The organism is Streptomyces microflavus (assembly GCF_014650075.1).
In the GTDB taxonomy this organism is placed as follows: domain Bacteria; phylum Actinomycetota; class Actinomycetes; order Streptomycetales; family Streptomycetaceae; genus Streptomyces; species Streptomyces microflavus.
In genome coordinates, this window is the sequence record NZ_BMUG01000010.1 from 149,666 (window position 1) to 172,239 (window position 22,574).

At 72.0% G+C, this 22,574-nt stretch carries 21 protein-coding genes and 1 tRNA gene; 17 read left to right on the plus strand and 5 right to left on the minus strand.

Annotation, left to right across the window (positions count from 1 at the left end; all coding sequences use genetic code 11):
* Positions 1–7: 7 nt before the first annotated feature.
* Positions 8–625 (minus strand): 5-formyltetrahydrofolate cyclo-ligase, encoded by a 618-nt coding sequence (locus tag IE264_RS27600; RefSeq protein ID WP_051821865.1) that lies wholly within the window; start codon positions 623–625, stop codon positions 8–10.
* Positions 626–719: 94 nt separating this feature from the next.
* Between IE264_RS27600 and galU the strand changes: the two genes are divergently transcribed.
* The 8 genes from galU to IE264_RS27640 all read left to right on the plus strand — a co-directional run bounded on the left by galU (position 720) and on the right by IE264_RS27640 (position 7,967).
* A complete protein-coding gene (gene galU / locus IE264_RS27605; RefSeq protein WP_032758047.1) occupies positions 720–1,625 on the plus strand; it encodes a UTP--glucose-1-phosphate uridylyltransferase GalU in 906 nt (301 codons plus the stop codon).
* A 4-nt stretch (positions 1,626–1,629) separates the two neighbouring features.
* Positions 1,630–2,940 (plus strand): molybdotransferase-like divisome protein Glp, encoded by a 1,311-nt coding sequence (glp, locus tag IE264_RS27610; RefSeq protein WP_032758046.1) that lies wholly within the window; start codon positions 1,630–1,632, stop codon positions 2,938–2,940.
* A gap of 98 nt (positions 2,941–3,038) precedes the next feature.
* Complete coding sequence (gene moaC / locus IE264_RS27615) at positions 3,039–3,539, plus strand: cyclic pyranopterin monophosphate synthase MoaC (RefSeq protein ID WP_032758045.1); 501 nt, start codon at positions 3,039–3,041, stop codon at positions 3,537–3,539.
* 125 nt (positions 3,540–3,664) lie between these two features.
* Positions 3,665–4,108 carry a MogA/MoaB family molybdenum cofactor biosynthesis protein gene (locus IE264_RS27620; RefSeq protein WP_051821887.1) on the plus strand — a complete coding sequence of 148 codons (444 nt, stop codon included), beginning with the start codon at positions 3,665–3,667 and terminating at the stop codon, positions 4,106–4,108.
* A gap of 17 nt (positions 4,109–4,125) precedes the next feature.
* A complete protein-coding gene (locus tag IE264_RS27625; protein ID WP_032758044.1) occupies positions 4,126–4,749 on the plus strand; it encodes a GNAT family N-acetyltransferase in 624 nt (207 codons plus the stop codon).
* 166 nt (positions 4,750–4,915) lie between these two features.
* Positions 4,916–6,160 carry a divisome protein SepX/GlpR gene (gene sepX, locus IE264_RS27630; protein ID WP_032758043.1) on the plus strand — a complete coding sequence of 415 codons (1,245 nt, stop codon included), beginning with the start codon at positions 4,916–4,918 and terminating at the stop codon, positions 6,158–6,160.
* A gap of 87 nt (positions 6,161–6,247) precedes the next feature.
* Positions 6,248–6,321: transfer RNA gene (locus IE264_RS27635), tRNA-Ala, on the plus strand.
* Between the two features lie 440 nt (positions 6,322–6,761).
* Positions 6,762–7,967: a S1 family peptidase gene (locus IE264_RS27640; RefSeq protein WP_032758042.1), complete on the plus strand. Its 1,206-nt coding sequence runs from the start codon at positions 6,762–6,764 to the stop codon at positions 7,965–7,967.
* A gap of 79 nt (positions 7,968–8,046) precedes the next feature.
* On the opposite strand, the gene IE264_RS27645 is transcribed toward IE264_RS27640, so the two are convergent.
* Entirely contained in the window at positions 8,047–9,075 is a 1,029-nt protein-coding gene (locus IE264_RS27645; RefSeq protein ID WP_106973114.1) for a helix-turn-helix domain-containing protein, read from the minus strand.
* 166 nt (positions 9,076–9,241) lie between these two features.
* Here IE264_RS27645 and IE264_RS27650 point away from each other — a divergent pair, with 166 nt between their 5' ends.
* A complete protein-coding gene (locus IE264_RS27650) occupies positions 9,242–10,729 on the plus strand; it encodes a sigma-70 family RNA polymerase sigma factor (RefSeq protein WP_032758041.1) in 1,488 nt (495 codons plus the stop codon).
* A 4-nt stretch (positions 10,730–10,733) separates the two neighbouring features.
* Here the strand turns inward: IE264_RS27650 and IE264_RS27655 are convergent, their stop codons facing one another.
* Positions 10,734–11,219: a GNAT family N-acetyltransferase gene (locus IE264_RS27655; RefSeq protein WP_032758040.1), complete on the minus strand. Its 486-nt coding sequence runs from the start codon at positions 11,217–11,219 to the stop codon at positions 10,734–10,736.
* 50 nt (positions 11,220–11,269) lie between these two features.
* On the opposite strand from IE264_RS27655, the gene IE264_RS27660 reads away from it, so the two are divergent.
* Positions 11,270–12,085 carry an exodeoxyribonuclease III gene (locus IE264_RS27660; RefSeq protein WP_032758039.1) on the plus strand — a complete coding sequence of 272 codons (816 nt, stop codon included), beginning with the start codon at positions 11,270–11,272 and terminating at the stop codon, positions 12,083–12,085.
* 6 nt (positions 12,086–12,091) lie between these two features.
* On the opposite strand, the gene IE264_RS27665 is transcribed toward IE264_RS27660, so the two are convergent.
* Positions 12,092–12,736 (minus strand): MerR family transcriptional regulator, encoded by a 645-nt coding sequence (locus IE264_RS27665; RefSeq protein ID WP_031124145.1) that lies wholly within the window; start codon positions 12,734–12,736, stop codon positions 12,092–12,094.
* Positions 12,737–12,905: 169 nt separating this feature from the next.
* Between IE264_RS27665 and IE264_RS27670 the strand changes: the two genes are divergently transcribed.
* The 6 genes from IE264_RS27670 (at position 12,906) to IE264_RS27695 (ending at position 18,348) form a co-directional block, all read left to right on the plus strand.
* Positions 12,906–14,492: a flavin-containing monooxygenase gene (locus IE264_RS27670; protein ID WP_032758038.1), complete on the plus strand. Its 1,587-nt coding sequence runs from the start codon at positions 12,906–12,908 to the stop codon at positions 14,490–14,492.
* Positions 14,489–15,436, plus strand: coding sequence for an alpha/beta fold hydrolase (locus IE264_RS27675; RefSeq protein ID WP_032758036.1), 948 nt, complete (start codon positions 14,489–14,491; stop codon positions 15,434–15,436). The genes IE264_RS27670 and IE264_RS27675 overlap by 4 nt, the downstream gene beginning before the upstream one ends.
* Positions 15,433–16,326, plus strand: a complete 894-nt coding sequence (locus IE264_RS27680) for an SDR family oxidoreductase (RefSeq protein ID WP_015609124.1) — start codon at positions 15,433–15,435, stop codon at positions 16,324–16,326. Before IE264_RS27675 ends, IE264_RS27680 begins: the two co-directional genes overlap by 4 nt.
* Before the next feature lie 111 nt (positions 16,327–16,437).
* Positions 16,438–16,644 (plus strand): hypothetical protein, encoded by a 207-nt coding sequence (locus IE264_RS27685; protein WP_015609123.1) that lies wholly within the window; start codon positions 16,438–16,440, stop codon positions 16,642–16,644.
* A 185-nt stretch (positions 16,645–16,829) separates the two neighbouring features.
* Positions 16,830–17,429 (plus strand): isochorismatase family protein, encoded by a 600-nt coding sequence (locus IE264_RS27690; RefSeq protein WP_032758034.1) that lies wholly within the window; start codon positions 16,830–16,832, stop codon positions 17,427–17,429.
* 10 nt (positions 17,430–17,439) lie between these two features.
* Positions 17,440–18,348, plus strand: a complete 909-nt coding sequence (locus tag IE264_RS27695; RefSeq protein WP_032758032.1) for a GlxA family transcriptional regulator — start codon at positions 17,440–17,442, stop codon at positions 18,346–18,348.
* A gap of 20 nt (positions 18,349–18,368) precedes the next feature.
* Here IE264_RS27695 and IE264_RS27700 read toward each other — a convergent pair whose 3' ends face one another.
* Positions 18,369–21,755 (minus strand): S41 family peptidase, encoded by a 3,387-nt coding sequence (locus IE264_RS27700; protein ID WP_032758031.1) that lies wholly within the window; start codon positions 21,753–21,755, stop codon positions 18,369–18,371.
* A gap of 234 nt (positions 21,756–21,989) precedes the next feature.
* Between IE264_RS27700 and IE264_RS27705 the strand changes: the two genes are divergently transcribed.
* On the plus strand, positions 21,990–22,562 hold the full coding sequence (locus IE264_RS27705) for a TetR/AcrR family transcriptional regulator (protein ID WP_015609119.1): 573 nt from the start codon (positions 21,990–21,992) through the stop codon (positions 22,560–22,562).
* Positions 22,563–22,574 lie beyond the last annotated feature (12 nt).

Consider the following 22,574-nt stretch of genomic DNA (forward strand, 5'->3'; position numbering starts at 1 on the left):
TCGGCCGTCAGGCGGTGAAGCGCCGCGCTCCGGCCGGGGTGACCACGGCGTCCACGGGGTGGTCGTGCGGTTCCGAGGGGACCCGCGCGACCACCTCGTTCTCGTACAGCAGGACGATGAGCGCCGGGTCCGCCCCGGCCGCCGAGAGCCGGGCCAGCACCCGGTCGTAGCTGCCGCCGCCGCGCCCGAGGCGCATCCCCGCGCCGTCCACGGCCAGTCCGGGCAGCAGGACCGCGTCGGCCTCCAGGACGGCGGCGGGGCCGAGCCGGGGGCCGTCCGGCTCAAGGAGGCCGCGCCCGGCCGGCAGAAGGTGCTCCGCGCCCGCGTACACCGCCCAGTCCAGGTCGTTGTCCTCCAGGAGCACCGGAAGCAGCACCCGTACGCCCCGCTCGCGCAGCGCGTCCAGGAGGGCCCGGGTCCCCGGTTCACGTCCGACGGAGACATAGGCGGCGACCGTTCGGGCGTCGGCCAGTTCGGGTAGTGCCAGTGCGCCGGTGGCGAGAACCGCGGCGGCACCTGCGGCGTCCTCCTTGGTCAGGAGGGCGCGTGCGGCGAGGAGTTCGCGCCTGAACGAGGCTTTTGCCGGCACCTTCACAGATACCTTTCCGGACTTGTCGGTGTTCAATAGAGACTCGCACGGTTCTCGTATGGGCATATTTAAGGGCAAAGTTAACCGGAAGCTCATCTTCCGGGTGTGTGCACCCGTTAAGGTTCTGCGCATGACTCAGTCGTCGCCCTCCAGGATCAGCAAGGCCGTCATCCCGGCAGCAGGTCTCGGCACCCGTTTCCTGCCCGCCACGAAGGCCACTCCCAAAGAGATGCTGCCTGTCGTCGACAAGCCGGCCATCCAGTATGTCGTCGAGGAAGCCGTCGCGGCGGGCCTCTCCGACGTCCTGATGATCACCGGTCGGAACAAGCGTCCCCTGGAGGACCATTTCGACCGCAACTACGAACTGGAGTCCGCGCTCACCCGTAAGGGAGACGCCGAACGGCTGGCCAAGGTCCAGGAGTCCAGCGACCTGGCCACCATGCACTACGTGCGCCAGGGCGACCCGCGCGGCCTCGGCCACGCCGTGCTGTGCGCGGCCCCGCACGTGGGCGACCAGCCCTTCGCGGTGCTGCTGGGCGACGACCTGATCGACCCGCGCGACGCCCTGCTGGCCCGCATGGTGGAGATCCAGGAGCGTGAGGGCGGCAGCGTCGTCGCGCTGATGGAGGTCGACCCCTCCCAGGTCCACCTCTACGGCTGTGCGGCCGCGGACGCCACCGTCGACAGCGACGTCGTCCGGGTCACCGGCCTGGTCGAGAAGCCGGAGCCGGCCGACGCGCCCAGCAATCTCGCCGTCATCGGCCGGTACGTCCTGGACCCCGCCGTCTTCGACATACTGCGACACACCGAGCCGGGCCGCGGCGGCGAGATCCAGCTCACCGACGCCCTCCAGCTGCTCGCCGCGGACGAGAAGATCGGCGGCCCCGTGCACGGCGTCGTCTTCAAGGGCCGCCGCTATGACACCGGTGACCGGAGCGACTATCTGCGTGCCATTGTCAGACTGGCGTGCGAACGTGAAGACCTGGGACCGGACTTCCGGACCTGGCTCCGCAAGTACGTCACCGAGGAGATGTAACCCCGTGAGCAGCACGATCTGGTCGGTGGACGAGCACCTGGACGACATCCTCGCCACGGTGAGGCCGCTCGAACCCATCGAGCTGCAGCTGCCCGACGCACAGGGCTGCGTCCTGGTGAAGGACGTCGTCGTGGAGGTGGCCCTGCCGCCCTTCGACAACAGCTCGATGGACGGCTACGCGGTGCGGATCGCCGATGTCGAGGGGGCGAGCGAGGAGTTCCCCGCCGTCCTCACGGTCATCGGTGACGTCGCCGCGGGCAGCGCCGGGCTCGCCGACGGCCAGGTCGTGGGGCCGGGACAGGCCGCCCGCATCATGACGGGCGCCCCGCTGCCCGCCGGTGCGGAAGCCGTGGTCCCGGTCGAATGGACGGACGGCGGTACGGGAGAGGGCCCGGCCGCCACGATGCGCGCCCACTCCGACGCCCCGGAGGGCGCCACGGGTGAGGTCCGCGTCCACCGGTCGGTCGAGGCCGGCGCCCATGTCCGCGAGCGCGGGAGCGACGTCAAGCCCGGCGATCTGGCCCTGCGCGCGGGGTCGATCGTCGGCCCGCCGCAGATCGGGCTGCTCGCCGCGATCGGCTGCGCGACCGTGGTCGTACGGCCCCGCCCGCGCGTCGTCGTCCTCTCCACCGGCAGCGAACTGGTCCAGCCCGGCGAGGAGCTGACGGGCGGGCAGATCTACGACTCCAACAGCTTCGCGCTCACGGCCGCCGCCCGGGACGCCGGAGCCATCGCCTACCGGGTCGGCGCGGTGACCGACGACGCCGAGACGCTGCGGGCCACGATCGAGGACCAGCTGATCCGCGCGGACGTCATCGTCACCACGGGCGGCGTCAGCGTCGGCGCGTACGACGTGGTCAAGGAGGCGCTCTCGTCCGTCGGCGACGAGGACGAGCCGGGCAGCGGGATCGACTTCCGCAAGCTCGCCATGCAGCCGGGCAAGCCGCAGGGCTTCGGCTCGATCGGCCCCGATCACACCCCGCTGCTGGCCCTGCCGGGCAACCCGGTCTCCAGTTACGTCTCCTTCGAGCTGTTCGTCCGCCCCGCCATCCGCGCCCTGATGGGCCTGCCGGACCTCCACCGCCCCACGGTCCGTGCCGTGCTGAGCGTCGACAAGGCGCTCACCTCGCCCGCCGGCCGCCGCCAGTTCCTGCGCGGTACGTACGACGAGGAGACGGGCACCGTCACCCCGGTCGGGGGCTCCGGATCGCACCTGATCGCCGCGCTCGCCCAGGCGGACGCGCTGATCGTGCTGCCCGAGGACACCACCTCCGCAGAGCCCGGCACGGAGACGGACGTGATCCTGCTCCGCTGACCGCCGCCCGGTGGCGGTACGGTATCTGCCGCCGTGCCTTCCGGAGGAACCCCTCCGGGCCCGGGCCGATCGGCACCCCTACCGCTGGGTGGAGTGAGTTGAGTACGCAGAACAGGCTGACGCACATCGACGAGGCGGGCGCGGCACGCATGGTCGACGTGTCCGAGAAGGACGTCACCACGCGCGTCGCCCGCGCCAGCGGCCGGGTCCTCGTCTCGCCGCGCGTCATCGAGCTGCTCCGGGGCGAGGGAGTCCCCAAGGGCGACGCCCTCGCCACCGCGAGGATCGCCGGGATCATGGGGGCCAAGCGCACCCCGGACCTCATCCCGCTCTGCCATCCGCTGGCCGTCTCCGGGGTGAAGGTCGACCTGAGCGTGGCCGACGACGCGGTGGAGATCACGGCCACGGTGAAGACGACGGACCGCACGGGCGTCGAGATGGAGGCCCTGACCGCCGTGTCGGTGGCCGCGCTGACGGTGATCGACATGGTCAAGGCCGTCGACAAGAGCGCGGTCATCACCGACGTACGGGTCGAGGCGAAGTCGGGCGGCAAGTCCGGCGACTACCGGCGCACCGCGCCGGAGGGGCCGGACGCGTGACGCCGCCCGGGCCCGGAGCCCCCGGCCACGAACAGCCCGCGCAGGCGCCGGAGCCCGCAGGTGCCGCGCCCCTCCCGCCGTACCGCGCCCTCGTCGTCACCGCCTCCAACCGGGCCTCCGCCGGGGTGTACGCGGACAAGGGCGGCCCCCTGATCGCCGAAGGGCTCACCGCCCTCGGCTTCACGGTCGACGGACCGCAGGTCGTCCCCGACGGCGACCCGGTCGAGGCGGCCCTGCGCGCCGGAGTGGCCGCCGGGTACGACGTGATCGTCACCACCGGCGGTACGGGCATCTCGCCCACCGACGCCACCCCCGAGGCCACCCGCCGCGTCCTGGACCACGAGATCCCCGGCATCCCCGAGGCGATCCGGGCCGAGGGCCTTGCCAAGGTCCCGACCGCCGCGCTCTCCCGGGGCCTCGCGGGCATCGCCTCCCGCACCCTGATCGTCAATCTGCCCGGCTCCACCGGCGGGGTCCGTGACGGCCTCGCGGTCCTCGGCCGGCTCCTGGTGCACGCCGTCGACCAGCTCCGCGGCGGCGACCACCCCCGACCGGGGAGCCCGAGCTGAACATCGCGACCTGGCCGGTGACGCTGACCGACGGCGAGATCGTCCTGCGCCCGATAAAGATGCGCGACCAGCGGGTGTGGCGCGAGGTCAACCGGCGCAACCGTGACTGGCTGCGCCCCTGGGAGGCCACCGTCCCGCCGCCCGCGCCCGGCGGCCCGGTCGCACAGCGGCCCACGTACCGGCAGATGGTCCGCCACCTGCGCGCCGAGGCGCACGCCGGGCGGATGCTGCCGTTCGCCATCGAGTACGAGGGCCGGCTCGTCGGCCAGCTCACCGTCGCGGGGATCACCTGGGGCTCGATGTGCTCCGGCCATATCGGCTACTGGGTCGACCAGGGCGTCGCCGGGCGCGGAGTGATGCCGACGGCCGTGGCGCTCGCCGTCGACCACTGCTTCCGCTCGGTGGGGCTGCACCGCATCGAGGTCTGCATCCGCCCGGAGAACGCGCCGAGCCGCCGGGTGGTGGAGAAGCTCGGCTTCCGCTCCGAGGGCGTGCGCCCGCGCTATCTCCACATCGACGGGGCCTGGCGGGACCACCTGATCTTCGCGCTCACGGCCGAGGAGGTGCCCGAGGGGATGCTCAGGCGCTGGCGCCGTACGCGACCGGTGACGCCGCCGGGCGGGGCGGGGCTGTCCGGCTAAATAAAATAAGTGTTCGAATTTGATCGACAGATGACAGCAATGGGTCGCACTATCGGTGACTGTTGATCCGATCAATCACAAAAAAAGTCCGTGATATCAGCCGGATCGTGCGACACACCGGGCCAATTGGCGGATGCCTCCGCGTAAACCCCTCTACGGTGTGAGCGTGAGCAGCAGCGGCCTCATCTACGCAGTCATCGTCGGGGCCTGGGCCGCCTACTTGGTGCCGATGTGGCTCCGCAGGCAGGACGAGCTCAACGAAGCCCGTCCGACGGAACGCTTCAGCACCGCCATCCGGCTGCTGTCCGGACGGGCGGCGATGGAGCGCCGGTACGCCAGGGAGCTGCAGGAGCGCACCGCCGAGGAGGCGGGGCCCGACGTCGACCCGGACGCCGAAACGGACCGTATGGATTCCGTGGACGTCCGGGCCTTCGCCGCGCCTCCGTCGCATACCGAAGCCAGGGTGCAGGACCCGGCGCACGCCCCGGCCCCCCAGGCCCCCGAACGCCAGGCGCACGACCGGCGACCGGCGCATCAACCACCGGCGCATCAGCAACCGGACCGCCAGCCGTCGGACCGTCAGGCGCACGACCGTCAGGCGCATGACCGCCGGTCCGGTGAGCGTCCCGCGCATCCGGGGCCTCCGTCCCAGCGCCGCCCGCGCTCCGGCGCGGCCGATGCCGAGCGGGCCCGGCGCGCCCAGCGCTCTCAGGTCCTGGCGCGGCGCAGACGGACGACGGTCGTCCTCTTCCTGGCCTTCACCCTCGGCGCGATCGTGGCCGCGGTCGGCGGTCTCGGCTTCCTCTGGGCGCCGGCCGTTCCCGCCGTGCTGCTGAGCACGTACATCGTGCATCTGCGCGCCCAGGAGCGGCGCCGGTTCGCGTTCACCATGGACCGCCGGCGGGCCGAGGTCGCGGCACAGCGGCTGCGCGAGAACCGGCCCCGCAGGCACCAGCCCGCGGCCTCCGCCCCCGCCGAGCAGGACGACGACTCCGAAGCCCACCACCCGGAGCCGGAACCCACCCCCACGGTCTCCCCGCAGGAGGCCGGCCGCCGCGCCCTCGTCGAGCAGACGGACCACGCGGAGTGGGTGGACCAGCAGCGCGAACGCGGCCGGGTCCAGGGCGACAGCTGGGAGCCGGTCCCCGTACCGCTCCCCACCTATGTCACCGCCCCCGTCGCCCCCCGGGCCACCGGCGGCGTCGAGGTGGGCGACCCGGAGACCTGGAGCGCGGCCCGCTCCAGCACCGCCGAGCCCACCCAGACCGGCACGTCGCACCCCACCGCCCCCGCGGTGGACCCGGCGCCGCGCCAGCGCACCAACCAGTCCCGCCGCACCCGCGACCGGGGCCGTACTCCCCTCTTCGACCAGTACGACGACGAGGACCGGCCGCGCGCGGCCAACGAGTGAGAGCTGCGGAACCCCGGCACCGCTGACCAGCGGAGGAACGGATTTCCAAGCACCCCGGTGAGGGTGCTAGAGTTTCACTCGTTGCAAGGGCCTGTGGCGCAGTCTGGTAGCGCACCTCGTTCGCATCGAGGGGGTCTGGGGTTCAAATCCCCACAGGTCCACAACAACAATCCGTCAGGGATTCAGTTCTCAGACGGTTGACGGAATCCCGTCCGATCACTTCGATCGGGCGGGATTTCTGCTTCCCGGGGCCCTCTGGGCCCTTCCCGGCCCTTCCCCGGTCTGCTTCCCGTCCTGTTTCCCCGGGCGGTACCGATCCTCCTCCGCCGCCACCTCGCATGCGGCTCCCCGCGCCGGCCCGTGGCCCCGCGCGTTCTGTTTCCGCCGTGTTTCTCTACAGTTCTCGGCCAGTTCTGTAGAAAAGAGCCCCATCTCCGGTGCTTGTCGCGGCAGTTCCGCTTACGCGAGAGTTCGAGGCGCGGCGACAGGAACATGTCATCGCCGCCGGGCAGTGTCCACGGAACACATCGCGCGTCCCCAAGCGTGGTGTGGCCACCCCCCCCATTGTCTGGACGCTCGCCCGTGTAGCGGAAGGAATCGCGTGAAGCACGGAAAGAAGAACGCGCGCAGATACATCGTGGCGGCCTCCATCGGCGCCCTCCTGTCGGCCGGAGTCGCCACAGGGGCTTACGCCGGGACGGCGGAATCCGCGCCGCTGCGGTACCAGCCGGAGATGGTCCAGGCTCTCGCCACCACCCTGGGCGTGAGTGAGCAGGAGGCCGTCGAGCGGCTCGACAAGGAAGCAGAGCAGCAGGACCGGTTCGCGAGGCTGCGGGCCGAGAAGGTCTCCACCCTCGGGGCCTTCTTCGCCGGTGACGGGCGGCTCGTCGTCAACGCCGCCGATGACGAGGCGGCGAAGGAGGTCAGGGAGGCGGGACTCGCAGCACGGGTCCCGGAACGCGGTGAGGGTGAGCTGAACCTGATCAAGGCCAAGCTCGACGCCAAGGCGCTCAAGAGCGCCCCGGCCGGGGTGTCGGCGTGGTCCGTGGACCTCGCATCCGACACCGTGACCGTCGAGGTGAACGGGGCGTCGGACAGCGCCACCCGTGACTTCCTCAAGGCGGCGAGGAGCAACGGCGACGCGGTACGGGTCGTCGCGGGCCAGGAGAAGCTGGAGACCCAGGCCGTCGTGCCGCCCGGCAGCCGCATGACGTTCAACGGCTACCTCTGCTCCGTCGGTTACGGGGCGAAGGACCGCAACGGCAAGCAGGTGCTGGTGACCGCCGGGCACTGCATCGAGGACCTGCCCGCCCTCGCCTACAACGGGACCCGGTTCGCCAAGGGCACCCACACCCGGTTCGCGCTCGGCACCCGCAGCGTGGACATGGGCATAGCCTCCGTGGACTCCGGCAACTCCATCGGCCTGGACATCACCACGTACGGCAAGGCGGGCACCGTCGCCGTCCGGGGCAGCCAGCGGGCCCCGCAGGGCTCGGCGCTCTGCAAGGCCGGCCAGACCACCGGCTGGACCTGCGGCAAGGTGGGCTCGTACAACGTCAGCGTCACCTACACCGACCAGAACGGCGGGCCGGACACCGTGGTGACCGGTCTTGCCAGCTCCTCCGTCTGCACCCAGGGCGGCGACAGCGGAGGCGCCTACGTCTCCGGCAACCAGGCCCAGGGGATGACCTCCGGCGGCCCGACCAACCAGCGGTGCAACGGCCAGGTGAACTCGCCCGGTTCGTCGTACTTCCAGCCGCTCGACGACGCCCTCAAGTACTACGGGCTGACGCTCAACACCAAGTAGCCCCGACCGGGTGAAAGGTGCCCCATACGCGGGAGACCGTCCACTGACCCTGGGCGGTCTCCCGTCTCCAATTGCCGTGTCATTCCGTCGTGCCGAAATCCCAGGCCACTCCGTGCACTCCGGGTTTGCAGCGGGAGGCGAGCACATGGGTGCTGTGGGAATCGTTCATCGAAATGCGCCGCTGCGAGCGGGGCGGGGAGCCCACCTGGTCCCGGAAGTACCGCCGGCAGCCGGAGGGAAGCGCGTCCGGATGGAAGAAGACCTGCTGAAGATATTCGTGCAGATTGGCTCTCGACCAGCGTTCGTAGTGCGTGGCCGGTTCCCGGGACGGGCTCACGTCGACCGAGTAACTCACCACCGTCGTATCGAGTTTGGCGAGTTCGCGGCCGAAATGGATTTCCAGCACCAGGGATTTGAGTCCCTTGAGGTAGGTCGCCTCGCCGAGCCGTCCGCTGGTGACGCGGATGTCGACCGGCTCCGCCTGTTCGTCGTCGAAGCTGAGCACGAACAGCGCGCGATCGGCTCCGGCGCGGCTGGCCCGCAGCACATTGGTCGTGGTGATGTTGCTCAGCGTCCCGGTTCCGCCCAGCGTCACCACGTCGTGGATCAGCAGCGAGCCGGTCTCCTGGTTGAAGTGGCGGAACCGCTCGCCCAGCGCCTTCTCCACCACCGAGTCCTCGCCCAGCACCTGGAGGGCCGCCCCCTCGCCCCGGGCCGGTGCGACCCGGCCGCGCGGGCGGCGCGGGCCGAGCAGCGAGCGCAGGGCCCCGCCCGGCAGGTCCAGGATCTCCTCCAGCACCTCCACGGCCCGCAGCGACCGGGCCCGTTCCGGCTGGCTGCGGCCCCGCTGCCAGCTGCTCAACGTCGCCTGGCTGACCCCGATGCCGCGCGCCCTGAGCCGTTCGCTCACCCGCTCCAGGGAGAGGCCGCGGCGCCCCAGTGCATCCCGCAGGGCCGTCGGGAAGGCGTCGGCCTCCGTGGCGCCCCCGTCGATCTCCATCACCGTACGAGAGCCTGCGGCCCGTTTCGTGTCCCCGTCCGGCAGTCCGACGCCTTTCGTGTCCCCGGTGTCCGGCAGCCCGACGCCGGCTTCCGCTCTGCTCGACATGTCCCTCCCCCATCCCGGCACTCCCGCCGCGGAGCATCGTCAAGGTCCCCGCATACTGGTTGACCACCGGACAGGGACCGGATAACAAAACCCCCAGGAGTGAGCTGTCCCACACTCCGGGGACGCGCTGCCCGGTGTCCTCCGCACGGCCCGAGGAAGTGAGCACGTGGTGAACAGCGTGAACGGTGTGGACGTCACCGCTCTGGTCGTCGCGGCCAGGGACGGGGACCAGGCGGCCGGGGAGCGGCTCGCCGCCCTCTACCTGCCGCTGGTCTACAACGTCGTGGGCCGTGCCCTCAACGGCCACCCGGACGTGGACGACGTGGTGCAGGAGACCATGCTCCGGGCGCTCTCCGGCCTCTCCTCGCTGCGCGATCCCACCCGGTTCCGGTCCTGGCTGGTGGCCATCGCCATGAACCAGGTCCGCACCCGCTGGTCCGTCCTCGGCCACCGCCCCGCCGCGCTGGAGGAGACCGACGAGCCCGCCGACCCGGCGGCCGACTTCGTCGACCTGACGATCCTGCGCCTCGAACTCTCCGGCCAGCGGCGCGAGACCGCCGAGGCGACCCGCTGGCTGGACGACGCGGAGCGCGATGTGCTCTCCCTGTGGTGGCTGGAAACGACCGGGGAACTCACCAGGGCCGAGCTGGCGGACGCCCTCGGGCTCTCGCCCCAGCACGCCGCCGTACGCGTCCAGCGGGTCAAGAACCAGCTCGACATCGGGCGCGCGGTCGTCCGGGCGCTGGCCGCCGAACCCCCCTGCCCCTACCTGGACGGGCTGCTGGCGGACTGGGACGGGGTGCCCACGCCCCTGTGGCGCAAGCGCATAGCCCGCCACATACGCGGCTGCGCCTCCTGCTCCGCCGGCAGCTCGGGGCTCGTGCCGCCGGAGGGGCTGCTCTCCGGTCTCGCCCTGGTGGTGCCGTTGTACGAAGGCGGGCAGCACGCCGCCGCCGCTGTCGCCCCGGCCGTGGCTCCGGCCGCGTTCTCGGCGGGGAAGGCGGCGGGGCTCGTGGCCGCCGCGGCCGCCGTGACCTCGATCGCCGTACTCCTGTGGCCCTCGGCGCCCGCCCCGCCCGCACCGCGCGCCGAGGGGGGTACGACGCAGCTCCCGGCGCCCGCGCCGGCACCGGTCACCGCCTCGGCCACCCCGTCCGCGTCCCCGACGCCCACCCCCACGCCGTCACCCACGCCGAGCCCGGCCGCCCCGAGCGCCACGCCGTCCACCGTGGCCCCGCCGCCGTCCCCGCGGACCGCGCCCCGGGCCCAGCCCCGTCCGGAGACCCGCCTCGTCGCCGAGGTCAACACGCTGCGCGCCCACAACGACTGCCCGCAGCTGACCACCGATCCCCGGCTCACCGAGGTCGCCCAGAGCCACTCCGAGGACATGGCGGCCCAGGGTTATTTCGGCCACACCGATTCGACGGGCCGGGGGATGGGTGACCGGGTGACCGATTCCGGCTACCTCTGGTCCGCCGTCGGCGAGACCATCGCCACCGGGAACGCCGACCCCGCCGCCGTCGCCGACGAGTGGCGCCGCAGCCCCGGCCGCGACGACGACATCCTCAACTGCAACTTCACGCATGTCGGGGTGGGCATCGCCGACTCGCCGAGCGGGCCCTACTGGACGCAGGTGCTGGCCACACCCCAGTGAGGCGTCAGGGCTGCTGGAGCGGCTTGGCCATGCAGATGCTGCTCTCGTACTCCCGGTAGTGGCCGAACTTCGTGCAGACCGTGTAGCCGCTGGAGGTGTACAGCGCTATCGCCTCGGGCTGCTGGTCGCCGGTCTCCAGGACCATCCGGACCCGGCCCGCGGCCCGGGCGTCGTCCTCCAGGGCGGCGAGCATCCGGCGGGCCAGGCCCCGGCCGCGGCCCTCGGGGATCACGAACATCCGCTTGATCTCGGCGTCGCCGTCCGCGTACCCCTCGGGGTTACGGTCCTGCGTCCGCCAGCCGCCGGTCGCCACCGGGCGCTCCTGCTCGTCGTAGGCGAGCAGATACAGACCGTGCGGCGGGTCGAACATCGTCGGATCGAGGTACGTGAGATCGCCCCCGTCGCCGTAGCGCTCGGCGTATTCGAGCTGGACCTGGTCGTTGAGTTTGACGGCGTCGGGGTGGTCGAAGCGGCGCGGACGGATATTCATGCTGAGTATCGTATATCTATGGGTAGGGGTGGGGTAGGTACTGTTTCTGGATGCTGACCGTTACAAGCGTGAATGTTAATGGGCTCCGCGCCGCCGCGAAAAAGGGATTCGTGGAATGGCTGGCGGGCACCGAGGCCGATGTCGTCTGCCTCCAGGAGGTCCGTGCCGAGCCGGACCAGCTGGCCGAGGGGGTGCGTACTCCCGAGGGCTGGCACACCGTGCACGCCCCCGCCGCCGCCAAGGGGCGCGCCGGGGTCTCCCTCTACTCCCGGCAGGCGCCGGAGCGGGTCCAGATCGGCTTCGGCGGGTTCGGGGTCCCGGGGGCCGAGGAGTTCGACGCGAGCGGCCGGTACGTCGAGATCGACCTGCCCGGGGTGACCGTTGCGAGCCTGTACCTGCCCTCCGGCGAGGTCGGCACGGAGCGGCAGGACGAGAAGGAGCGCTTCATGGCGGCCTTCCTGCCCTACCTCCAGGGGTTGAAGGTGCGGGCGGCGGCGGACGGGCGTGAGGTCGTGGTCTGCGGTGACTGGAACATCGCCCACCAGGAGGCCGACCTGAAGAACTGGAAGGCCAACCAGAAGAGTTCGGGCTTCCTCCCCGAGGAGCGGGCCTGGCTGACACGGGTCTTCGAGGAGGCCGCGTACGTGGATGTGGTGCGGCAGCTGCACCCGGACGTCGCGGGGCCGTACAGCTGGTGGTCCTACCGGGGGCGCGCCTTCGACAACGACTCCGGCTGGCGCATCGACTACCAGATCGCCACCCCGGGTCTCGCCGGGCGCGCGGTCAAGGCGTGGGTCGAGCGGGCCGCCACGCACGGGGAGCGGTGGAGCGACCACGCGCCCGTGACGGTCGTCTACGAGCGGTAGGTCCGGTCAGCCGGCTTTCGGGGGTTGCGTGCCGTCCTCGCGGCGCAGCCTCCGGTCCAGGGCCATCGACAGCTCCGCGTCCACCACCGCGCGGGCCAGCGGTCGCAGTTGGGCCGGTTCGGTCTCCGAGGCGTGGGCATGCAGTACGCGTACGAAGATTTCGGCGAGAGCGTCCGCGTGCTCGCGGACGCGGCGGCCCGAGGAGAGCACCGTGGCCAGCGGCACCCCTTCCCGTACGAGCTCCGCCGAGACCTCCAGGAGGCGCCGGCTGATGTGGACGATCTCGTCGCCGTCGGTGGCGAGATAGCCGAGGTCCAGCGCGGTGGCCAGGTTCTCCGGGGTGACCTCGCCCTCGAAGTAGTCGGCGAGCTGTTCCGGGGTGAGCCGGACCGGGGTCTCCTCGGTCGGCTCGCCGAGCCCCAGCACCTCGGCGACATCGCGGCCGCTCTCGAAGGTGGCGGCCAGGTCCGCGATGCCGTTGAGGGTGTGGCCGCGCTCCAGCAGGCCCGTGATCGTGCGCAGCCGGGCCAGGTGGTGGTCGTCGTACCAGGCGATCCGGCCCTCGCGGCGGGGTGGCGGGATCAGACCGCGCTCCCGGTAGAAGCGCAGGGTCCGCACGGTGATGCCGGCCTCCTCGGCCAGCTCCTCCATGCGGTATTCGCGGTGCTCGCGTCCTTCAGCCACAGGGGCACCCTATGTTGTACCGCCAGTAACTTTCCTCGGTCCGCCCCCTACCCATCAGTACGGGCCTGCTCTACTCTCCGAACCATGCCAGTGATTGCTGGCAGGGTGGCGTGACGTACCGCGGGGAGGCGGCAGCATGGCCCAGCACGAGCACGTACGTGTGGCGGTGATCGGAACCGGATTCGGGGGCCTGGGGGCCGCCGTCCGGCTGCGCCGCGAAGGCATAACCGATTTCGTCGTCCTGGAGCGGGCCGACTCGGTGGGCGGCACCTGGCGCGACAACAGCTATCCGGGCTGCGCCTGCGACGTACCGTCCCACCTCTACTCCTTCTCCTTCGCGCCCAACCCCGACTGGCCGCGCACCTTCTCCGGCCAGGAGCACATCCGGGCCTACCTGGAGCGGGTCGCGGACACCTTCGGGCTCCGCCCGCACATCCGGCTGAACCACGAGGTGAAGCTGATGAGCTGGGACCGGGAGAACCTGTACTGGGTGATCGAGTCCGCCAACGGCACCACGCTCCGCGCGGACGTCGTCATCTCCGCGACCGGGCCGCTCTCCGACCCCAAGATGCCGGACATACCCGGGCTCGACTCCTTCCCCGGGAAGGTCTTCCACTCCGCGCGCTGGGACCACGACTACGACCTCGCGGGCAAGCGGGTCGCGATGGTCGGAACGGGCGCCTCCGCCATCCAGATAGTCCCGGCGATCCAGCCGAAGACCGCCAAGCTCACGCTCTTCCAGCGCACCCCGCCGTGGGTCATGCCCCGCGTGGACCGCACCATCAGCAAGGCCGAGCGCGCACTGCACCGGGCCGTCCCCGTCACCGGCACCGCACGCCGCGGACTGCTGTGGGGCATACGGGAGTTGCAGGTCAGCGCCTTCACCAAGCACCCCGACCAGCTGGGCCTGGTGGAGAAGATAGCCAAGTCCAACATGGCGCGGGCCATCAAGGACCCGGCCCTGCGGGCCAAGCTGACCCCCGACTACCGCATCGGCTGCAAGCGGATCCTGCTCTCCAGCACCTACTACCCGGCCCTCGCCCAGCCCAATGTCGACGTCGTGGCCTCCGGGCTCAGCGAGATACGCGGCTCCACCGTCGTCGCCGCCGACGGCAGCGAGGCGGAGGTCGACGCGATCATCTTCGGCACCGGCTTCCATGTGACGGACATGCCGATCGCGGAACGGGTCGTCGGCGAGGAGGGCATCACGCTCGCCGAGTCCTGGAAGGACGGGATGAACTCGCTGCGCGGCGCGACCGCCGCCGGGTTCCCCAACTGGATGACGATCATCGGCCCCAACACCGGGCTCGGCAACTCCTCCATGATCCTGATGATCGAGTCCCAGCTGAACTACATGGCCGACTATCTGCGCCAGTTGAACGTGCTCGGCGGCCGCGCCGCACTCGGCGCCCGCTCCACCGCCGTCACCGCCTGGAACCACCGGGTCCAGGAACGGATGAAGCGCACGGTGTGGAACACCGGCGGCTGCACCAGCTGGTACCTGGACGAGTCGGGCCGCAACACCACGGTCTGGCCCGGCACCACCGGCGAGTTCCGGCGGCAGACACGGTCGGTGGACCTCGCGGAGTACGACGTCATCCGGGCCGGGAAGCCGGGCGCCGGGGGCGTACGCGAGGGCGGGTTCGTACCCGAGCAGCCGGGCCGCACCGACCGGGAGACCGTGACCGCCGGGGAGTCCGTCGCCGAGGAGGCCTCACGATGAGCCGGCTCCTGCACCGCGACGACGCCCCTCCCGTCCCCGCGAACGAACTCTTCGTCACGTCCGCCGACGGCTCCCGCATCCACGTCGAGCTGCACGGCCCCGAGGACGCCCCCGCGGTGGTCCTCGCCCACGGCTGGACCTGCAACACCCGCTTCTGGGCCGCGCAGATCCGGGACCTCGCCGCCGACCACCGCGTCATCGCCTACGACCAGCGCGGCCACGGCCTCACCCCCGAACCCGGCCCCGGCGGCTACAGCGTCAACGCGCTCGCCGACGACCTCGAAGCGGTGCTCGCCGCCACCCTCGCCCCCGGGCGGAAAGCGGTGCTGGCCGGGCACTCCATGGGCGGGATGACGCTGATGGCCGCCGCCCGCCGCCCCGGCCTGCGCGAGCACGCCGCCGCCGTACTGCTCTGCTCCACCGGCAGCGGGCGGCTGACCGCCGAGGCCCTCGTCCTGCCGCTGCGCGCGAGCGCCTTCCGGACCCGGCTCACCGCCGGGGTCCTGGGGGCGAAGGCGCCGCTCGGCCCGGTCAACCCGGTCTCGAAGAAGCTCCTCAAGTACGCGACCATGGGCGCCGGTTCGGCCCCGGAGCGGGTCGACGCCTGCGCCCGCATCGTGCACGCGTGCCCGCGCCGCGCGAGAGTGGGATGGGGCCAGGTGCTCGCCGACCTGGACGTGACGGCGGACGTGCGGGAGCTGCGGGTGCCGACGGCGGTGATCGCCGGCAGTGGCGACCGGCTGACCCCGCCGGTCCACGCGCGGGCCATCGCGGCGGCGCTGCCGGTCGGCCTCGGGCTGACCGAGCTGGCGGGCGTGGGGCACATGACGCCGATGGAGGCCCCGGAGGCCGTCACGGCGAAGCTCAGGGAACTCACCACCCGGTACGTCGCGGCCCCGACGGCCGCCACGGCCGCCACGTCCGAGAAGGAGGATGTCGCATGAGCAGCAGGCGGAGTCTGGAGGGCCAGGTCGTCGTCGTCACCGGCGCGGCCCGTGGCGTGGGCGAACTGCTGGCCCGCAAGCTGTCGGCGCGCGGGGCGACGCTGGCGCTGGTCGGCCTGGAGCCCGACGAGCTGAAGAAGGTCTCCGAGCGGCTGCACGGCGAGAGCGACCACTGGTTCGCCGATGTCACCGACCACACGGCGATGGCCCAGGTGGCCCGCGAGGTCAAGGAGCGGTTCGGCAAGGTCGACGTGGTCGTCGCCAACGCGGGCGTCGCCTCGGGCGGCCCGTTCGCCGACTCCGACCCGGACGCGTGGCGGCGGGTCATCGAGGTGAACCTGATCGGCGGCGCGGTCACCGGGCGGGCGTTCCTGCCGGTGCTGATGGAGAGCCGCGGCTACTTCCTCCAGATAGCGTCGCTGGCCGCGATCACCCCGGCCCCGATGATGACGGCGTACTGCGCGTCCAAGTCGGGTGTGGAGGCGTTCGCGCACAGCCTGCGCGCCGAGGTCGGCTACAAGGGCGTGAAGGTCGGGGTCGGTTACCTCTCCTGGACCGACACCGACATGGTGCGCGGTGCCGACCAGGACGACGTGATGCGGGAGTTGCGCCAGCGGCTGCCGTGGCCGATGAACCGTACGTATCCGCTCGGCCCGGCCGTCGAGCGGATCGTGGACGGGATCGCGCGGCGCTCCCCCCATGTGTACGCCCAGTGGTGGCTGCGCGGGATGCAGTCGGTCCGCGGCTATCTGCCCTCCGTCATCGCGATCGGCGGACAGCGCGAGATGAGGCGCTTCGAACCGCGCCTCCACACGGTGTCCAAGGGGCTCGTGGGGGCCGGGGGAGCGGCGGACCAGGACGCGCGCGCCGAGCGCGCTGACCGTGCGTAACGGTCCGTAGCAGTCCGAAATGCGCGGGATGTCGGGGCGTGCAACGCTGAGGACGGCCCCGCTGGGGGCCACCCCACACGTACCCTCACGCATCCCACAGGAGTGAACAGCATGGGTATCGCAGACCAGTTCAAGGACAAGGCGCAGGAGCTCGCCGACCAGGCCAAGCAGAAGGCCGGCCAGGGCAAGGACCAGGCTCAGGACCGGGCGTCGGACGCCCGGAACCGGGACCAGGAGCACGGCTCCGACGCGTCGACGGGCCTGCGGGACCGGGCCCAGGACGCGAAGGACCAGGCGCGCGAGCGTTTTGACCGTTGACGGTCACTGAGGTGTGACGCGTGCGCGCTGCGCTGTGCGCGTGCGTGCGCGTCGCTTCAGGAGGCGTACCCGGGACACCGGGTGCGCCTCCTTTTCGGTGCGGTCCCACCCGGTGACCGGATCGGTCCGCTGCTGGACCCGATGCGGCCTGTCGCCGCCCCACCCGCGCGGCCCAGGCTTGGGGCATGACCCGAGCACTGATCGTCATCGACGTCCAGGAATCCTTCCGCGCCCGTCCCCTGTGGGAGACCACCTCCGACCTGAAGATCGCCGACCGGGTGAACCGGCTGGTCCGGCTCGCCCGCCGGTCCGGGGACCTGGTGGTGTGGGTGCTGCACTCCGAACCCGGCTCCGGCGATGTCTTCGACCCGGCCCTCGGCCATGTCCGGCTGATGGAGGAGCTGGAGCGGGCGGACGGGGAGCCGCTGATCCACAAGACCTCGCACAACGCCTTCACCACCACCAACCTGCGGCAACTCCTCACCGAGCGAGGCATCCACGAGCTCACCGTCTGCGGTATCCGGACCGAGCAGTGCGTGGAGACCACCGCGCGCCTGGCAGGTGACTTCGGCTACCGGGTCACCGTGGCCATCGACGCGACCGCGACCAATCCCATCCCGCACCCCGACGCCCCCGCCGGCCTGAGCGTCGCCGAGCTGCTGGCCGACCCCCGCACCCTGTCCGCCGAAGAGGTCATCAGGCGCACCGAGTACGCCCTCGCCGGACGCTTCGCCACCATCGCGACGGTCGACCGGCTGGAGGCCGCGGCGGAGCTTCAGGCATGATGACCGGATCGTGAGCCACGTCGTCTTCCTCCTGGTCCCCGGGGTCCACCTGCTGGACCTGGCGGGCCCCGCGCAGGTCTTCTCCACCGCCGCCGGCTTCGGCCACCCCTACACGCTCTCCTACGTCGCCGAGCAGCCCCAGGTCACCACCGCCCAGGGGCTGCCGCTGGTGGCCGGGCTCGACTGGCCCGAGCTCGGACCCGGGGACCTCATCGTGGTGCCCGGCTGGCGGGCGGTCACCCTGGCCGACGCCCCCGCCCTCGGCAGCGCCACCCTGAAGGTCCTCCGGGACCACCACGCCGGGGGCGGGACGGTGGCCAGCGTCTGCGCCGGGGCCGAGGCGCTCGGCCAGGCCGGTCTGCTCGACGGCCGCCGCTGCACCACCCACCACGACGTGCAGGACGAACTGGCCCTGCGCCACCCCGGGGCGGTGGTCGTCCGGGACGTCCTGTTCACCGCCGACGACCGGGTGATCACCTCGGCCGGTATCGCCAGCGGCATCGACCTGGCCCTGCACCTGGTCGCGACGGACCACGGACCGGCCGCCGCCGCGCAGGCGGCCCGGGAGATGGTCGTCTACGCCCGGCGCAACGGCCACGAGCCGCAGTCCAGCGCGATGCTCCGGCACCGCTCCCACCTCGACGACACCGTGCACCGCGCCCAGAACCTGATCGACGCCCGCTTCGACCGGCCGCTCCCGCTGCCCGCCCTGGCCGCCGCCGTCGGCGTCAGTGAACGCACCCTCACCCGCCTCTTCGGCCGCGCCACCGGGCTCACCCCGCTGCGCTACCAGCAGACCCTCCGCCTCGAACGAGCCCAGCACCTCATCAGCCACGGCGCGACGATCGACGCCGCGGCCCGCTCGGTCGGCTTCGAGGACCCGCGCATGCTGCGCCGCCTGCGGGCCCGCACGGTCTGACCGCGGTGCGCCTCGCCCCCCTACCTCGGCGGCAGCGGCGGCCGCCGCAGGTTCGGGGCCGTGTCGTACGAGGGTGGCGTCGCCGCCGGGTGGGCGGCCAGCAGGTCCAGCGCCACCCGGACCGCGTCGTCCAGCACCGCGTGCCGGCCCTCCGCCCAGTCCAGCGGGGTGCGCAGGGCCTCCAGGTCCGGTTCCACGCCGTGGTTCTCCACCGACCAGCCGTACGTGTCGAACCAGGCGGCGTTCATCGGGACCGTGATCACCGTGCCGTCCCCCAGGCGGTGGCGGCCGGTCATGCCGACCACGCCGCCCCACGTCCGCTGCCCCACCACCGGCCCCAGCTTCAGCAGCCGGAACGCGGCGGTGATCATGTCGCCGTCGGAGGAGGTCGCCTCGTCGGCCAGGGCTACCACCGGGCCCCTCGGCGCGTTGGAGGCGTAGCTCACCGCCTGCGCGTTGCGCGTCAGGTCCCAGCCGAGGATCTTGCGGGTGAGCTTCTCCACGACCAGCTCGCTGATGTGGCCGCCCGCGTTGCCCCGTACGTCCACGATCAGCGCCGGGCGGGACACTTCGAGGCGCAGGTCCCGGTTGAACTGGGCCCAGCCGGAGCCGCCCATGTCCGGGATGTGCAGGTAGCCGCACTTGCCGCCGCTCAACTCCCGTACGACGTCGCGCCGTTTGGCCACCCAGTCCTGGTAGCGCAGCGGGCGCTCGTCCACCAGGGGCATGATCGCCACCCGGCGGGAGGGGCCGCCGCCCGCCGGGGAGAACGTCAGCTCCACCGTCGTACCGCCTGCCGCCGTCAGCAGCGGGAACGGGCCCGTCACCGGGTCCACCGGGCGGCCGTCCACGTGGGTGAGGACCGCGCCTTCCCGGATCCCCGTACCGGCCAGCGGTGAACGGGCCTTGGAGTCCGAGGAGTCGCCCGGCAGGACGCGCTGGAGGGTCCAAGCCCCGTCCCGGCAGACCAGGTTGGCGCCCAGCAGCCCGATCGCCCGCTGGTAGTGCGGCGGGCCCTCGTTGCGGCGGGCGGGGGAGACGTACGCGTGCGAGGTGCCCAGCTCGCCCAGGACCTCGCGCAGCAGATCCGCGAACTCGTCGGGGGAGGCGACCCGTTCGACCAGCGGGCGGTACTGGTCGAGCACCCCGTCCCAGTCGATGCCGCACATGTCGGGCTCCCAGAAGTAGGAGCGGATGATCCGGCCCGCCTCCCCGTAGGCCTGCCGCCACTCCGCCCCCGGGTCGACCTCGTGCAGGATGCGGCGCAGGTCCAGATAGACCGTGGAGTCGGTGTCGCCCGGCTCGGCCGCCGGTACGGCACGCAGCTCGCCGTCGTCCATCACGACGAGCCGGGACGCGTCGCCGCTGACCGCGAACCAGTCGAGGTGGTCGACCAGTTCGGTCTTGCGCGCCTTCGCGATGTTGAAGTGTTCCAGGGTGGGCCGCCCCGACATGTCGGCCGGATTGGCGAACGTCTCGCCCAGCGCCCCGGAGATCGGCCAGCGCAGCCAGACAAGACCGCCGCCGCTGACCGGGGCCAGCGCGGAGTACTTGGAGGCGGAGACCGGGAACGGCGTCACCCGGCTCTCCAGGCCCTCGAACTCGACCATGACCGTGGACCCTTCGCCCGTCCCCCCGCCTTCCGGAACGTCTATCGGGTCGAGACCGCCCGCCGCCGGGCGCCCGTCCGGGGAGAGCGCGAAGGGGGAGGGGGTCGCCGAGGAGAGCGGGACCAGGTAGGGGCGGCAGCCCAGCGGGAAGGAGAGGTCGCCGGTGTGGACGTCGTACACCGGGTCGAAGCCCCGCCAGGACAGGAACGCGAGGTAGCGGCCATCCTCCGTGAAGACCGGGTTCTCGTCCTCGAAGCGGCCGTTGGTGACGTCCACGATCACCGGGGCGCCCGGTCCGGAGATCCGGGCCAGCTTGATCTGTCGCAGCGAGCGGCCGATGCCCGGGTGGGACCAGGTCAGCCAGTCGCCGTCGGGGGAGAAGGCCAGGTCGCGGACGGGCCCGTTGACCGAGCGGATCAGCTCGGTGAGCCCGGGGTGCTCGTCGACCGGCGCCGCACTGTCCAGGGTCGCCGCACCCGTGGCCGCGTACAGGTCGGCGCGGGTCGACCCGCTGGGAGCCCTCTCGTCCGGCAGGGGCTCCGGTTCCGGCTCCCCCGTGTCCAGGAGCAGCAGCCGCCCGTCGTTCGACGCGATGGCGAGGCGCTCGCCGTCCGGGTCGGAGATCATCTCCTGCACCCGGCCCAGCTGCCCCGAGGCGAGCCGGCGCGGGGCCCGGTCGCCGCTGGCGCGCGGCAGGTAGGCGATCTCCACCGCGTCCTCGCCGTCCGCGTCGGTGACGTACGCGACCTGGCCCCCGCTGCCGAGCATCTCCGGCAGCCGCACCCGCACCCCCGGGGTGTCGCTGATGGTGCGGGCGGGGCCGTCGCGGTGGGTGAGCCAGTAGAGGCTGCCGCGTACGGTGACGGCGCTGGCCCGGCCCGTCTCGTCGACCGAGAGCGAGTCGACGTTGCTGGCGGCGGGCACCTGGTAGCTCCGCCGGCCGGTGCGCGGGCCTCCCAGGCGTACCTCGAGCTTGCGCGGGGTGGCGTCCGGCGACTCCAGGTCCTCGACCAGCCAGAGGTCACCGGCGCACTGGTAGACGACGCGGTGGCCGTCGCTGGAGGCGTTGCGGGCGTAGAAGGCGTCGTGGTCGGTGTGGCGGCGCAGATCGGTGCCGTCGGTCCGGCAGGAGTAGAGGTTGCCGACGCCCTCGTGGTCGGAGAGGAACGCGATGCGGCGGCCGACGAACATCGGTGAGGCGAGGTGGCCGTCGATGTCCGGGAGCAGGCGTTCGCCGTGCAGCCAGAGGCGGCCCATGGCCCCGCCGCGGTAGCGCTTCCAGGCGGCCGGTTCGTGCGGGGGCGTGCCGGTGAGCAGCAGGGTGCGGCGCTCTCCGTCGAGGTCGGCGACGGCGATGTCGGAGACCGGGCCCCAGGGGAGCCGCCCGCCGGGGCTGCCGTCGGTGGGGAGGCTGTAGGCCCAGGAGAAGTACGAGAACGGCTGGTTGTGGGAGGAGACGGCGAGGATCTGGGAGGCGTCGGCGGGGTCGGGGGTCCAGCCGCAGACCCGGGCGTCGGTCGAGCCCCAGTAGGTGAGCCGGCGGGCCGGGCCGCCGTCGACCGGGGCGAGGTGGATCTCGGGGTCCAGGGTGCGCCAGGTCGTGTAGGCGATGGAGGTGCCGTCGGGCGAGAAGCGGGGATGGCTGACCCGGGTCCGGTCGACGGTCACCCGCCAGGCCCGGCCCGGTCGGTGGCCCGCCGGGACGAGGGGGGCGACCCACAGGTCGTCCTCGGCCGCGAAGCAGAGCATGTCCTGGTGGAGGTGCGGGAACCGGAGATACGCGACGTCGTCACTCACCCCCCAATGCTTCCCGCGCGAAGGGCCCGGGGCAACTTGTGGTGCAGCCCACAAGCGAAACGATTTCGTTTCGCTGGGCGACGGGGGTACGGTTCAGGTGTACGAAACAGTTTCGTTCGATGCTGAGCGGAACTGCTGAGCGGAACTGCTGAGCGGAACTGCTGAGCGGGACCGCTGAACGGAACACCAGCAGGTGGACCGGCAGGTAGAAGCGAGCGCGAAGGAGGTCGGCACATGGCACGCACCAGGCTGACCCCCGAGCGTGAGGGCGAGCTCTACGATTCCGTCCTCGACCTGCTCCGCGAGGTCGGCTACGACGCCCTGACCATGGACGCCATCGCCGCCCGCACCCGGTCCAGCAAGGCCACTCTCTACCGCCAGTGGGGCTCCAAGCCCGAGCTGGTCGCCAAGGCGCTGCGGCACAACAAGCCGGGGAGCCTCGCCGACATCGACACCGGTTCGCTGCGTGGGGACTTCCACGCCGCACTGAGCCGGACCGACGACTGCCAGATGGAGAAGGACGCCGCGCTGATGCGGGGTCTGAGCCATGCCGTCCATGAGTACCCCGAGCTGCTCCAGGCCCTGCGCGAGCTGCTGATCGAGCCGGAGATGACCGGCCTCGACCAGCTGCTGCAACGGGCGGTGGACCGGGGTGAGCTGCGTCCGGACAATCCGGCGCTGAAGTACATCCCGCACATGCTGGTCGGCGCGCTGGCCGCCCGGCAGCTGATCGAGGACCGCCCGCTCGACCAGGCGTTCCTCATCGACTACCTGGACTCCGTGATTCTCCCCGCTCTCGGCGTCTGACGACTTCACCCC

Bases quoted from the DNA above. Each gene is read 5' to 3' on its own strand.
- IE264_RS27665 (WP_031124145.1), bottom strand. From the start codon at position 12,736: ATGGAGGAGCTGGCCGAGGAGGCCGGCATCACCGTGCGGACCCTGCGC.
- IE264_RS27675 (WP_032758036.1), top strand. From the start codon at position 14,489: ATGAGCCGGCTCCTGCACCGCGACGACGCCCCTCCCGTCCCCGCGAAC.
- IE264_RS27660 (WP_032758039.1), top strand. From the start codon at position 11,270: ATGCTGACCGTTACAAGCGTGAATGTTAATGGGCTCCGCGCCGCCGCG.
- galU (WP_032758047.1), top strand. From the start codon at position 720: ATGACTCAGTCGTCGCCCTCCAGGATCAGCAAGGCCGTCATCCCGGCA.
- IE264_RS27680 (WP_015609124.1), top strand. From the start codon at position 15,433: ATGAGCAGCAGGCGGAGTCTGGAGGGCCAGGTCGTCGTCGTCACCGGC.
- IE264_RS27685 (WP_015609123.1), top strand. From the start codon at position 16,438: ATGGGTATCGCAGACCAGTTCAAGGACAAGGCGCAGGAGCTCGCCGAC.
- IE264_RS27645 (WP_106973114.1), bottom strand. From the start codon at position 9,075: ATGTCGAGCAGAGCGGAAGCCGGCGTCGGGCTGCCGGACACCGGGGAC.
- IE264_RS27655 (WP_032758040.1), bottom strand. From the start codon at position 11,219: ATGAATATCCGTCCGCGCCGCTTCGACCACCCCGACGCCGTCAAACTC.
- IE264_RS27670 (WP_032758038.1), top strand. From the start codon at position 12,906: ATGGCCCAGCACGAGCACGTACGTGTGGCGGTGATCGGAACCGGATTC.
- IE264_RS27705 (WP_015609119.1), top strand. From the start codon at position 21,990: ATGGCACGCACCAGGCTGACCCCCGAGCGTGAGGGCGAGCTCTACGAT.
- IE264_RS27690 (WP_032758034.1), top strand. From the start codon at position 16,830: ATGACCCGAGCACTGATCGTCATCGACGTCCAGGAATCCTTCCGCGCC.